General features: G+C 52.4%; 12 protein-coding genes and 1 riboswitch. Of the genes, 8 read left to right on the top strand and 4 right to left on the bottom strand.

Translation table 11 applies throughout. The features are described 5' to 3' along the window. Window positions 1–111 precede the first annotated feature (111 nt). Genes hisG through hisS form a run of 3 tightly spaced genes read right to left on the bottom strand, consistent with a single transcriptional unit; the run spans window position 112 to window position 3,720 of the window. A complete protein-coding gene (hisG, locus tag PJE062_RS21940) occupies window positions 112–1,077 on the bottom strand; it encodes an ATP phosphoribosyltransferase (protein WP_008552102.1) in 966 nt (321 codons plus the stop codon). After that, entirely contained in the window at window positions 1,077–2,198 is a 1,122-nt protein-coding gene (locus PJE062_RS21935) for an ATP phosphoribosyltransferase regulatory subunit (protein WP_083793300.1), read from the bottom strand. The genes hisG and PJE062_RS21935 overlap by 1 nt, the downstream gene beginning before the upstream one ends. 1 nt (window position 2,199) lies before the next feature. Continuing rightward, complete coding sequence (gene hisS / locus PJE062_RS21930; protein WP_008552122.1) at window positions 2,200–3,720, bottom strand: histidine--tRNA ligase; 1,521 nt, start codon at window positions 3,718–3,720, stop codon at window positions 2,200–2,202. Window positions 3,721–3,980: 260 nt separating this feature from the next. Here hisS and PJE062_RS21925 point away from each other — a divergent pair, with 260 nt between their 5' ends. The 7 genes from PJE062_RS21925 (at window position 3,981) to PJE062_RS21895 (ending at window position 9,971) form a co-directional block, all read left to right on the top strand. Beyond that, complete coding sequence (locus tag PJE062_RS21925; RefSeq protein WP_008552205.1) at window positions 3,981–5,129, top strand: glycosyltransferase family 2 protein; 1,149 nt, start codon at window positions 3,981–3,983, stop codon at window positions 5,127–5,129. An 84-nt stretch (window positions 5,130–5,213) separates the two neighbouring features. After that, window positions 5,214–6,719 carry a glycosyltransferase family 39 protein gene (locus PJE062_RS21920; protein WP_008552103.1) on the top strand — a complete coding sequence of 502 codons (1,506 nt, stop codon included), beginning with the start codon at window positions 5,214–5,216 and terminating at the stop codon, window positions 6,717–6,719. An 81-nt stretch (window positions 6,720–6,800) separates the two neighbouring features. Continuing rightward, window positions 6,801–7,598, top strand: coding sequence for a ChbG/HpnK family deacetylase (locus PJE062_RS21915; RefSeq protein ID WP_208982433.1), 798 nt, complete (start codon window positions 6,801–6,803; stop codon window positions 7,596–7,598). A gap of 219 nt (window positions 7,599–7,817) precedes the next feature. Continuing rightward, the gene (locus tag PJE062_RS21910) at window positions 7,818–8,507 is read left to right on the top strand and encodes a Crp/Fnr family transcriptional regulator (RefSeq protein ID WP_008552228.1); all 690 of its coding nucleotides are present in this window, start codon (window positions 7,818–7,820) and stop codon (window positions 8,505–8,507) included. A gap of 80 nt (window positions 8,508–8,587) precedes the next feature. Further along, window positions 8,588–9,001: a group III truncated hemoglobin gene (locus PJE062_RS21905; protein ID WP_008552085.1), complete on the top strand. Its 414-nt coding sequence runs from the start codon at window positions 8,588–8,590 to the stop codon at window positions 8,999–9,001. Window positions 9,002–9,060: 59 nt separating this feature from the next. Next, entirely contained in the window at window positions 9,061–9,489 is a 429-nt protein-coding gene (locus PJE062_RS21900) for an acyl-CoA thioesterase (protein WP_008552238.1), read from the top strand. Between the two features lie 32 nt (window positions 9,490–9,521). After that, window positions 9,522–9,971 (top strand): group III truncated hemoglobin, encoded by a 450-nt coding sequence (locus PJE062_RS21895; RefSeq protein ID WP_244529451.1) that lies wholly within the window; start codon window positions 9,522–9,524, stop codon window positions 9,969–9,971. A 30-nt stretch (window positions 9,972–10,001) separates the two neighbouring features. On the opposite strand, the gene PJE062_RS21890 is transcribed toward PJE062_RS21895, so the two are convergent. Next, window positions 10,002–10,382 carry a hypothetical protein gene (locus PJE062_RS21890; protein WP_008552208.1) on the bottom strand — a complete coding sequence of 127 codons (381 nt, stop codon included), beginning with the start codon at window positions 10,380–10,382 and terminating at the stop codon, window positions 10,002–10,004. A 47-nt stretch (window positions 10,383–10,429) separates the two neighbouring features. Further along, window positions 10,430–10,560: riboswitch (SAM-I-IV-variant riboswitch) on the bottom strand. Window positions 10,561–10,844: 284 nt separating this feature from the next. On the opposite strand from PJE062_RS21890, the gene PJE062_RS21885 reads away from it, so the two are divergent. After that, window positions 10,845–12,089: a sorbosone dehydrogenase family protein gene (locus PJE062_RS21885; protein ID WP_008552128.1), complete on the top strand. Its 1,245-nt coding sequence runs from the start codon at window positions 10,845–10,847 to the stop codon at window positions 12,087–12,089. Window positions 12,090–12,134: the final 45 nt, after the last annotated feature.

The raw sequence follows: 12,134 nt of genomic DNA, 5'->3' as shown, positions 1-12,134 counted from the left end.
AGCAGAAGAAACATAAACGCGCAGATTTCTCGTAAGTAACGCAAATCAACGCAATAAAAAACGCACCCCGGACAGAGGTGCGTTTTCAAAGATTTCTCAGTGATTTAAGGCTTAGCCTGCGACTTTTTGTGCCAGAGGCTCAAAAAGCGGGTTTGCCGTGTGGAAGACATACTCCAGCGGCGTCACCGTCACCATTTGTGCCCCTTCCTCGCGCAACTTATCCGCACATTCGGGAACTCTGGAAGCAGGGCAGTGCAGGATCAAAGAAGAGTCTTCGATCCCAAATGGAGCCACACAGCCAAGCTCCGCCACTTTCTCCAGAACACCTGCCGGATTGGCAACAACAGTCCGCATCTCTTTGAAATTGTGAGCATTATCCTGTGCGGTGATGCGGTCCAGCATTAAGCGAGCTGCCTGAAGCGCTTTCTCATCCCAGTTGGCTGTTCTGGACGCCACAAGATGCGCCTGAGACTTGGCAATCACGCCATCCTCAGGGATCTTCAGATTGTTGGCTTTCAACGTGGAACCGGTTGAAGTGATGTCGACAACCAGCTCAGCAGACCCCGCCGCAGGCGCTCCCTCAGTCGCACCAGCACTCTCAACAATACGGTAATCCGCAATGCCTTTTTCGGCGAAAAACTGCCGCGTATGGTTCACATACTTGGTTGCAATGCGCAGGCGGCGACCATGCCGCGCCCGAAAATCTGAAGCAACATCAGCAAGATCGGACATGGTGGATACGTCAATCCAAGCCGTTGGAACAGCGATCACAACATCCGCATGCCCAAAACCAAGAGCGGTGATGATGTGGGTCTTTTCCTCTGGGCGGTCGATGTTCTCGTTGACCAGATCCGTCCCTGTAATGCCGAAGTGAACGGTACCAGCTGCAATCTCACGAGCGATTTCGGAAGCTGAAAGGAAAGCGATCTCAACGCCGTCCACGCCCTTCAAAGTGCCGCGATAGTTACGATCACCACCTGGACGCTTCACTTTCAAACCAGCACGCGCGAAAAACGCATGGGTCATTTCCTGAAGGCGGCCCTTGGAAGGAATAGCAAGAATAAGATTAGAGCTCATCAGTTTGCTCCCTCACCAGCACGGTCCAGCCAGATTGTAAAGCCAACAGCAGGTACAGTGCTTGGCGCGCCAAGACGTTCAACCAGCTTGTTGTAACGACCACCACCGATCACCTGTCCCAGATGTTCACTGGATTCATGATGAATTTCAAAAACAAAGTCGGTGTAATAATCAAGACGGCGCCCGAAATCACCGGAGTATTCCAGTGCTGAGATATCTATGCCACGCTCTGCCATAAGGTCCGTACGCTTGGCTAGACGCTCAATGGAAGCCTCCAGATCAAGGCCGGTTTCTTTGGCAAAACCATGCAAGGTTTCAACTGCTTTGGCTGGCGGAGGACCAGACACGTTGAGATACTCGGTCAGACGAGCAATCACGTCTTTGTCGATCCCGGAACCCGCAGAAAGCGCAGCCTGTTCCATGAAGCGCTCAGCAATCTCATGAGCTGTACGCCCGCCAACAGCAGAAATGCCCGCAAGCGACAGCACATCTTCAACCACGGCCACAGCAGCTTCCGGATCACGTCCTTCAAGGGCTGCAAGAAAGCCCAGCTTGGCGTCCGGCTTGGCTTCAGAGCCACCCATGCGGTTGATAACCTGATCGAGACGATCACGCTCACCAAACACATCGCGCAAACGACGCTGCCAGACCTTTGGAATCTCAAGGGCTTGCAGAACAGAGGTAAACAAGCCTTCATCACCCACGCGAATGCGGGGGGAGGACAAACCAAGGCTGGAAGATGCCTCAAGAGCAAGCGCCAGCATATCAGCGTCTGCTTGCTCCTGATCTGTACGGCCAATGGATTCAACACCGGCCTGCATGGTTTCACCCAGTTGCCCAGGTCGATGTCGGAAAACTTGTCCAACATAGGAGAATGCCGCAGTACGACCCGCTTCACCTGTTTCCAGATAATGTCGGGCAATCGGAATGGTAAAATCAGGACGCAAGCAAAGCTCTTGTCCATCTTCTCCTGTGGTCAGGAAAAGGCGCCGCCGCAGATCTTCACCAGCCAGATCCAAAAAGATATCGGCTGGCTGCAAGATTGGCGGGGTAGCCTCTTCATAACCGGCATCCCGAAAAAGCTGGCTCAAAGCCATGCTACGGTTATCCCCCAATGTCATATTAGTTCTCGCTTTGGTTTTTGCGATCTTCTTCCTGAGCAGCCAGAAGCTTCTTCACTTCTGCAACAAGCTCATCCCGTTTCACAGCAAACTGTGCAGGACGGCTCTCGCGCCAGGTTTTGTTATCTTCAATCTCAGCAGAAAGGCGTTTGCCTTCAATGAGATCTTTGATCTGTACTTCGCCTTCTTCACGCTCCTGAGAGCCCTGAATGATGGCACAAGGTGAGTTGCGCTTATCAGCGTACTGCAACTGCTTACCAAACTGTTTTGGGTTGCCCTGGTACATCTCAGCACGGATGCCCGCTGTGCGCAGGTCCTGAACCATGGCCTGATAATGCGCAATGGAATCAATGTCCTTGTCCATCACACACACAACCACAGGGCCTGCAATCTCATCCTGACCAAGCTTGCCAAGAGTAGTCAGCGCAGCCATCAGGCGGGAAACACCAACAGAGAAGCCGGTAGAAGGCACAGGCTGGCTCATGAAGCGGGAAACGAGACCATCATAACGGCCACCACCGCCCACGGAACCAAAGCGCACAGGACGACCTTTCTCGTCCTTCACTTCAAAGGTGAGTTCGGCTTCGTAAACTGGGCCGGTGTAGTACTCAAGACCACGTACGACAGAAGGGTCGATTAGAACACGGCCATCGGTGTAGCCAGCTGCATCAAACAGCTTGCCCATGGTCGCCAGCTCTTCAACGCCTTCAGCACCGGTTTTGCTGTCTGCGATCAAACTGCGAAGGTTCTCGATGGTCTGGTCGGTGGTTTCTCCACCAGCTTCCACAAAGGCCAACACCTTTTCTGCTTCAGCGTCACCAAGGCCAGCACCCTTCGTAAAGTCGCCGGAATCATCCTTGCGGCCTTCACCAAGCAGCGCTTTCACACCTTCAACACCAAGGCGGTCAAGTTTGTCGACAGCGCGCAGAACAGTCAGACGAGTATCTGCATGTTCATCACCGGCAAGGCCGATAACTTCCATCACACCGTCCAGAACCTTGCGGTTGTTCACGCGGATCACATAGTCACCACGAGAGATGCCGAGACGTTCCATGGTGTCAGAAGCCATCATGCAGATTTCAGCGTCTGCAGAGACAGAAGGTGCTCCAATGGTATCCGCATCAAACTGCATGAACTGACGGAAACGTCCAGGTCCAGGCTTCTCGTTGCGGAACACGTATCCGGCACGATAGCTGCGGTAAGGCTTTGGCAGGCTTTCGAAATTTTCCGCCACATGACGGGCGAGGGGCGCGGTCAGGTCATACCGCAGGCTCATCCATTGCTCGTCATCATCTTGTAGCGAAAACACGCCAGCGTTCGGACGATCCTGATCCGGCAAGAACTTGCCGAGAGCATCAGTGTACTCGAACATTGGAGTTTCCACGGGCTCAAAGCCATAAAGCTCATAGGTCTGTTTGATAACAGAGATCATCTGCTCCATTGCCAGCAATTCTGCTGGACCGCGATCTACAAAACCGCGCGGCAAACGAGCTTTGAGCTTGGCACTTTTCTTTTTTGCCATGAGGCCGTCTCATCCATGAAATAATTAGGTGGTTGCAAAAGCTACCCGTAGAAGTTCTTCAGAACACTCTAAGGTAAGTATGCTGTTGTCAGTCTCCTAGCCCATTGAGCAGGGGAGAGCAAGGCGCGAGGGGGACGCAATCCGGCGCAAATTTCCCAATCAATACTTGCAATAGCGTCAAGAGCGGCTAAGGTCGCCCGAAAAAATGGAAGGGCCATTCTCTCAAGTATGAGAAGGAAGGTCTGCACACTGGAGAAATCATGGTGTCAAACACCAATAGTGAACAAACTGAAATCAGCAAATCCGATGCCCGCGTCACCGGACCGGCAGAGCTAACCGTTGTACTCCCAACCTATAACGAGAGCAAAAACGTCCCGATCGTAGTTGAGCTGCTGGATAAAGCGCTCGCTGGCGTAGCTTGGGAAGTTATTGTTGTTGATGACAATTCTCCAGATGGCACCTCACAAGTCACCGCAGACATTGCGCAAAAAGACCCACGTGTGCGCATCATCCAGCGTATTGGTCGTCGCGGTTTGTCCGGTGCGTGTATCGAAGGCATGCTGGCCTCCAGCTCAAAGTATGTGGCTGTGATGGATGCTGATCTTCAGCACGATGAAAGCCTGCTGCCAAAGATGTTGGAAGCACTCCGTTCTCAAAACTACGATATCTGTGTGGCATCGCGCCATGTGGAGGGTGGGGATGTCGGAACCGGTCTATCCTCCGTTCGCGCATGGGGCTCCAACCTTGCCAACAATCTGGCACGCAAGTTCCTGAAAGTGGAACTGTCAGACCCGATGAGTGGCTTCTTCATGCTGCGCCGGGATCGGTTTGTCGAACTGGCGCCGCGTCTGTCTTCTCAGGGCTTCAAGATCATGCTGGATATCGTTGCCAGCGGAAAAGGCGCCCTGCGGGTGAAGGAACTCCCCTTCGTCTTCCGCGAACGCCAGCACGGCGAGAGCAAGCTCGATACGCTGGTAACAATGGATTACCTCGGTCTGCTGGTCTCCAAACTCTTCAATGACACGATCTCTGTTCGCTTCCTCATGTACTCCATGGTTGGCGGAACCGGTGTCGTCGTTCACCTCATCGCTCTAAAGATCCTGCTGGCTCTCTTCGGTTTGCCATTCGGTGTTGCACAGCTGATAGCGACCTTCGTGGCGATGAGCTCAAACTTCTTCCTCAACAACCGTCTGACCTATCGTGACCGTCGTTTGAAGGGGCTTGCGTGGGTCAAAGGTCTGTTCACATTCTATGTGATTTGTAGCTTTGGTATTTTGGCAAACGTTGGTGTGGCAGAACTCATCTACACGAACAAGCCAATCTGGTGGTTTGCTGGTGCAGCAGGTGCCATCATGGGTGCGGTCTGGAACTACATTGTTTCCAACGCGCTCACATGGCGCAAAGGCTAAACACATCTGCGAGAAGCAAGGTCTGCTCTTTGCTTCTCCATATGCTGACGACCAAAACAGACGCTCTCAGAGGAATGCACATAGATGCAGGATAACACCGCAGGAAAGCCCCTGAGCTTTTGGTTGCACCCAACCAACCTCATTCTGATTGTCGCCGTCCTGTCTCTGGCACGGTTGGTGACCGGCATGAATGTGGATCTGGTTGAGGACGAAGCCTACTACCGCTTGTGGGGGGTGTACCCGGCTCTGGGGTACTACGATCACCCACCAATGGTGGCTTATTGGATCTGGCTCGGCCAGGCGCTGTTTGGCGATACGGCTCTGGGCGTGCGGTTCATCAGCATCTTATCCGCGGCCATCGGTTCTCTTGTCCTCTGGCGCACAGCCAAGATCTTGTACGATGTGCACGTCGCTGGTTGGACAGTCCTCTTCTTCAATGCCAGCCTTCTAATTGGCGTCGGCTCTCTTCTCGCCACTCCAGATGCACCCTCAGTCTTCTTCTGGGGCCTCGCTCTTTGGGGCATGGCGGAACTGTCAGTCTCAAAGAATGCTAACTGGTGGATCCTGGTCGGTATCTTTGCTGGCCTGGGTCTCCTCTCCAAGTATTCCGTGCTTTTTCTTGGCGCAGGCATCATCCTCTGGCTGATCTGGGTGCCTGAAAACCGCAGATATCTGCTGTCGTGGCAGCTGTGGCTCGGCGGTGCACTGGCGATCGCGATTTTCTCTCCGGTGCTCTACTGGAATTCCCAGCACGAGTGGATCTCCTTCGTAAAGCAGTTTGGTCGGTCAGTTCCTGAAGGCTACTCAGTCAAATACATTGGCGAGTTTATTGGCGCCGTTGCTGGCTTGCTCAATCCGCTGGTCTTCATCATCGCAATGGTCGGGGCATGGCGCGTTATCCGCCTGATGCTGAAGCAGGACAATGCTGCCAGTCTGTTGGTGCTCACGGTTCTTCCGTTTCTGATCTATCTGTTCTTCCATTCCCTTCATTCGCGTGTGCAAGGCAACTGGCCTGCGCCGATGTACCCGACACTGGCTTTGTTTGCAGGCATCGCAGCAGCTTATCCGCCTGCGAATGTTGGTCGCTGGTTCAAGGCTCTGGCACCTACCGCAGTGGGGCTTGGCGTTGTCCTGGCTGGCTTGGTCTACGTGCATGCATTCGCACCGCTGAATACATCCCTTGGCCGAAAAGACCCGACCCACCAGATGCGTGGGTGGCAGCAGATTGGAGATGAAGTTGCGCAGCTGGCGAAGGCCAATGACATCGATTGGGTTGCAACCACCAGCTATGGTTTGACGGGTCAAATGTCGAACGCGCTCAAGTCTTCAGGTCTTAAGGTCTACGGAATTCCTGAGCGCATGCGCTATGCGATGATTCCCGATAATCTCCAAAATCCTGAAAACAGCGACATGCTCTATGTCACTGAGGAAAGAAGAGATCGCTCTCAAAAGCTGAAAAACAACTTCAATCAGGTTGAGCTGCTGGAAACCATCCCCCGAGAGAATAAGGGATTATTCGGAAAAACAGCTATTGAAAATGTACGGATCTATCGGTTGTCAGGAGCGAAAGAGCCCCTGAAATCCAACTGAGAGGGCTGAGATTCCGTTGCGTTAAAATTGCAGGCTTTGTTAAATGTACTCCTGAACCTTTTGGATTGGGAGATCCGCGCGATGAAGCGCATCCTCTTGACGAGTCTGGAATTTGGGCAAAGCTACGGAGTTGATCGAGCGATCTGCGATTTGATTATCGCGGGCCGCCTCTCTGCCGTCGGTTGCGTTGTTACCGGAGAGATGTGGTCAAGAGAGTTCTATCAGCTCCGCGATGTTGTGGCCTGGGCCGAGCATGAAACCATGGTTGGCCTCACGGTGACCCTCACGAAGCCTGCTGCGCCTCTGACTGACTTTGGCCGCACAGTGTTCGGAGATGTCTTCCCGGCAAACTGGTGGTACGCAATCCGCAGTCCCATGAAGATGCTGCCCGAAGAGGCAATCGCAGCTGAGATTGCGGCACAGGTAGACTTGTTCGAGGAAGTCTATGCCCGTCCGCCGGCCTTTGTCGCCATTCAGGGCAATCTGGCAAAACATCCTGCCGTGCATTCTGCGCTGATCACAGTACTCAGCATGATGACAGGCCGCGAGCCAGCGCTTGTGTTGCCTGCCGGAGTTTCCAGAACTGGCAATGCCATTGCAAAGCGCGCAACCAAAGCAGGGTTGGAGACGATTTTCTCCGGGCCAGATTTACCGATGGCTGATGAGGATACGGATCTGCGGGATTTCTTCTGGCATGGAATCAATGAAGCGCAGGATTCCGCGATGATCTTGTGTCGCCCCTCTTATCCGGAAGAACAGGCGCAACCCGTCAAAAAGAAAAACATGCGTCAGAGCTCGTCTCGTGAAAACCAGCTCAAGTTCCTGATTAGTGAGGAATTTCCGTTTCTTTTGATGGAAAAAGATATCTTCTTGTTCTAAGAACGATCTCTCCCTGCGGTTGAAGAGATCGTTCCTTTTGAATTTGCCATAAACGTTGGGGTATTTATGAACACCCCTAATTTGCCTAAAACTAAAGAATATCTCTGTGACTTCGGTCACAAAATGGCCGCATGATAGACCTAATTAAAATCATCAATTATATTGATGCAGCTTAAACTAAAAAACTGAATCAACGGCGCGTCAGGACCTTGTGGCAAGATGACAAAGTTCAAAGAACTCCTTCAAAACAGCTTTTCACTATCGGGTTTGGCAGAGGAGCATGCACATGGTCTCTCTGAGATTGCCCAGCCTATGTCATTGAAATCTGGCGCAGTTCTCTTCAAGGCTGGCGATCCGGGCAATGGATGTTACGCAATCATCGAAGGCAGCATGAAGGTCTCCGTTGTATCGCTGGATGGTAGTGAACAGCTGCTGGCCGTTTTGGGGCAGGGGTCTCTGGTTGGTGAAATTGCCTTGCTTGATGGCAGTGAACGTTCAGCCACAGTGACTGCTCTGAAGCCGAGTCAGCTTGCATTTATCTCCAAAGCCGCATTTTATCGTTATGCGGATGAGAACCCCGCTGTGTATCGCCACATGCTGCAAATTGTGGCGACTCGCTTGCGCCGGTCCAACGATGCTCTTGCCGCTCGTTCCTTCCTTCCGCTCAATGGTCGGGTTGCTCAGACCCTGCTGCAACTCTCTGAAACCTTTGGCAAAAAAGTCGACAGCAATAAGATCCTCGTGCACTACAAGATCTCTCAGGCAGAGATCGCCAATATGGCTGGTGGTGCCCGTGAGAACGTGAGCCGTGTGCTCAACGTCTGGAAACGTGAGGGCGTCATCAGTCGCCTCTCTGGATATTACTGCCTCGAAAAGCCAGAGGTGCTACGAGCTGCCGCAGAGCTTTAAACTCGGTATTTGAGTAAAAGTGACCCAAAGTAACAACAAGGGCATGAGCCTTGTCCCTGCAAGGCTCCTGAAACACCGAGATGACTTATCAGCACTTTGACATTCGCCCACTAGACGAATGCACTCCAGTTCACCCTGACCTGACACACGATCAGGTCCGTGCGCTGGTCGCCAATCATTCAGAAAAACTTCGTCAGAATGATACACTGGCAAACGTCTACCAGAGCAACATGAAATGCGACTGGGAAGACTATGAAGCGCAGGCCGTTCGTTTCTGGTGCTCCGCTCTCATGAAAGACCAGAGTTATTCCGGTCGTCCGATTGGCAAGTATCGCGGTTCTGCAAAGCAGGTATGCGGTGATGATATTGCCAGCTGGTTGAATTTATTCGAAAATGCCGTCGAAGAGTGTGTTGCTGAAACCGCTCGGGCCAATACCATGAAATGTGCGACCCAGGTTGTTGATTGCTTCCATATGGCGATGATCCCTTCTTGAGTAGTTGAGCTTCGCCATGCATAGCATTTCCTCTGATGGATCGACGGAGCTTTAAAACTATGAATGATACAAGAGACGCTGTCGAAGAAGAGCAGCCAGTAGGTGAGCTGACCACACGCACAATGGCGATGCCGGCAGACACCAATGCATCTGGCGATATCTTCGGCGGTTGGGTTGTCTCTCAAATGGATATTGCGGCCGGTATTGCAGCAAGTCAGTGCGCCATGGAGCGCGTTGTGACTGTTGCGATCGACAGCATGACGTTTATTCGCCCTGTAAAAGTTGGCGATGTGATGTGTGTTTACTCCCGTGTCCTCCGTGTTGGTAGAACCTCAATTACGCTGGCAATCGAAGCCTGGGCATTGCGCCATCGTTTTGGTTACCGCGAAAAGGTGACAAATGCTCAGTTCACCTTTGTTGCCGTGGATGATAACGGTAAGCCAATCGAGATCTCTGAAGAGCAGCGTGCAAAGTACAACAACGCTTAATCAGCTCACTGGTCAGGAAGAGGAAGCAAGCAGTGTCATCCAAAATTCCCGTTATGTCAGCGCGTGAACGGACACCGCTTGATCCTTCCATCACACCAGCGCAAATCAACCAGTTGGTTGAAAGCTTTTATGGCAGAGTACGCCAGCATGAGACGCTGGGGCCGATCTTCCTAAAAGAAATGGGCGAGGACTGGGGGCCGCATCTGCATAAGATGAAGCATTTCTGGGCCTCCGTTTTGCTGAAGACCGGATCATACAAAGGCAAACCGGTTCCGGCTCACGCAAAAATCACAGGCGTGACCACCGAGAACTTTCATGAATGGATGGATCTGTTCGAAGAAGAAGTTCATGCGATCTTCTCTCCCGAAGCCGCACCTCTTCTGCTGGCGACTGCACAGCGAATAGCTCAGAGCCTCTGGCTGGCAATGTTTGCAGATCCGTTTGCAACGCCTCCTGCCAAGTTTGGCACGCGCGCCGCTTAAACATCATTTACTGATTATAGGTCAGCTTGCTTAGCTCGGGAATTTCTTTTTCGAGCGAAGCGCGTTTTGTCTGAAGTATTCACGCAGCGCTTCCAGCTCGTCAGGGCGCCGGCGCACCGTATCAGCGAACAAACGCTCGTCAACGACCGTATGGCATCCTTCAGCCCACAAACGCAGCAGAACTGCAAAACGATCAGAACGCTCTTCTGTGGTGAGGGGAGTGTTGGCTTGACGCGTTGAGTTCGAAAGCAGACGGCTGCGCAGCCCTTTTTCTAAGATCAGACAATCAAGCAGATAGGCAGCGGTAAACTCGTCGGCAAGATGAGCGACGGCTTCCCTCAAGGATTGAGGCACATATTCAGATACATACGATTGCCATGCAGACTGAGGCTGACTAGCAAGATCAAACATTAAATCCTCCATCGGTTTCCCGAGGAGGACTGGCGCAAAATCCATTGAAACTACCGCTTGGTTGTTACGAATGATGAAGACGACGTCCTCAGTTCGAAACCACATCCCTTTCGGCGGAGACCACCTTGCCCGGTTAGGCAGGTTGGCGAGGGCGCCAGCCCTTCTCTTGATGATGCGTAGGATTTGGCACGAAAATGAGGCAAATGCAAGTGGGCACCTTTCCTTTGTTCTTTGTCCACACTTTCAAACTTACGTTATGTCGTATTCTAGCACCACAAAACGCAACTTCCGCTAAGTGAATATCTCCAATTTTTGTGGTTCTATAAACCGAATTCCCGTCATATCTGAGTATTCTCCTCAGACTTTGAATGAGCGCATAGTGACAGCTCACTCAGCAGAACATTCCGAATAATGCGATAACTTTTCTCAGTCAAATTTCTAGGCCGTTATGGAGGAAAACCCATGTGCACCACGAAACCTGTTCTCTATGGAGTCCTGTCAGGGTGCGCTTATGCTTTGCTGCTAACCACTTCATTAGCAGCAACAAAAACCGAAACCGTTGATGGTGTGGCCACCGAGTATGTCGAGCAGGACACTGACGACCAAAAAACTCTGGCCCGCAACACCGGTGTGGTGGTGATGCCTCCAGGCTTTCGCATCGAACCTTACGCCGTTGTGCCGGATGCGCGCCATATGGCTGTCGCGCCGGATGGTAAAACTGTTTTTGTTGGCACAACCACAGATCGAGTCTGGGTGGTGACGCAGGATGAAGACACCAAAAAAGCTGCTGAAGTCCGTCAGTTTGCGCCAAACCAGTCCTTTGTCATCCCCAATGGTGTCTGCTTCACCAAGGATGGCTCACTGATCCTTGCCGAGCAAAACCGCGTTCTGAGCTTTCCCGATGCTTTAAAGAACAAAGAGCAGGGCAAACCTGCTGTGAAGGTGCTTGTTGGTCAGGGAATGCTCATTCCTCCTTCTGAAGAAAGCTACAATCATTCCGCCCGTGTATGTGATCAGGGACCGGATGATCGTATCTACATTTCTCTCGGTCAGCCCTACAACGTACCGCCCAAGATGAAGCTGAAGCTCTATGACAGTCTCGGTATCGGAGGCATCATCTCCATCACCACCGACGGAATGGATCGTCAGGTCTACGCCACTGGCATCAGAAACTCGGTAGGGCTTGAGTTCCATCCAGACAGTGGGAACCTCTGGTTCACTGACAATCAGGTCGATGGCATGGGCGATGACATTCCACCTGAAGAGCTGAACAAGGCCACAGAGCCCGGCAAGAACTACGGCTTCCCATGGTATGGCGGTGGAACCGTTAGAACCCCGCACTACATCGATGAGCCAGTACCAAGCGGTGTGGTCGATCCGGAGGTCGAGCTGGATGCGCACGCAGCCAGCCTTGGCATGACGTTCTATCAGGGGGATATGTTCCCTGATGAGTACAAAGGCGGCGTCTTCATCGCGCAGCATGGCTCATGGGATCGTTCCGTGCCCATTGGCGCCCGCGTGGTCTTCGTTCCAATCAACGCTCAGGAAGAAGCTGGAGAATCCAGCATCGTTGCAACAGGCTGGATTGACGCCAGTGGTGACTATCTGGGCCGTCCCGTTGATGTGGTTGAACTGGGCGACGGCTCCCTGCTGATTTCAGATGACTCCGCAGGCGGCATCTACCGCATGTATTACGAAGGTAACTAGACCCAAAACAAATAAGACCAGAGGAACCCCTCTGGTCTTCTCATC

It is taken from the genome of Pseudovibrio sp. JE062, assembly GCF_000156235.1.
In the GTDB taxonomy this organism is placed as follows: Bacteria; Pseudomonadota; Alphaproteobacteria; order Rhizobiales; family Stappiaceae; genus Pseudovibrio.
The sequence above is the reverse complement of the archived record's forward strand: the minus strand, read 5'-3'. Positions and strand labels throughout refer to the sequence as shown.

Coding starts and splice junctions, on each gene's coding strand:
- PJE062_RS21925 (WP_008552205.1), top strand. CDS start 3,981: ATGGTGTCAAACACCAATAGTGAACAAACTGAAATCAGCAAATCCGAT.
- PJE062_RS21910 (WP_008552228.1), top strand. CDS start 7,818: ATGACAAAGTTCAAAGAACTCCTTCAAAACAGCTTTTCACTATCGGGT.
- PJE062_RS21885 (WP_008552128.1), top strand. CDS start 10,845: ATGTGCACCACGAAACCTGTTCTCTATGGAGTCCTGTCAGGGTGCGCT.
- PJE062_RS21935 (WP_083793300.1), bottom strand. CDS start 2,198: ATGACATTGGGGGATAACCGTAGCATGGCTTTGAGCCAGCTTTTTCGG.
- hisS (WP_008552122.1), bottom strand. CDS start 3,720: ATGGCAAAAAAGAAAAGTGCCAAGCTCAAAGCTCGTTTGCCGCGCGGT.
- PJE062_RS21905 (WP_008552085.1), top strand. CDS start 8,588: ATGACTTATCAGCACTTTGACATTCGCCCACTAGACGAATGCACTCCA.
- hisG (WP_008552102.1), bottom strand. CDS start 1,077: ATGAGCTCTAATCTTATTCTTGCTATTCCTTCCAAGGGCCGCCTTCAG.
- PJE062_RS21920 (WP_008552103.1), top strand. CDS start 5,214: ATGCAGGATAACACCGCAGGAAAGCCCCTGAGCTTTTGGTTGCACCCA.
- PJE062_RS21890 (WP_008552208.1), bottom strand. CDS start 10,382: ATGTTTGATCTTGCTAGTCAGCCTCAGTCTGCATGGCAATCGTATGTA.
- PJE062_RS21900 (WP_008552238.1), top strand. CDS start 9,061: ATGAATGATACAAGAGACGCTGTCGAAGAAGAGCAGCCAGTAGGTGAG.
- PJE062_RS21915 (WP_208982433.1), top strand. CDS start 6,801: ATGAAGCGCATCCTCTTGACGAGTCTGGAATTTGGGCAAAGCTACGGA.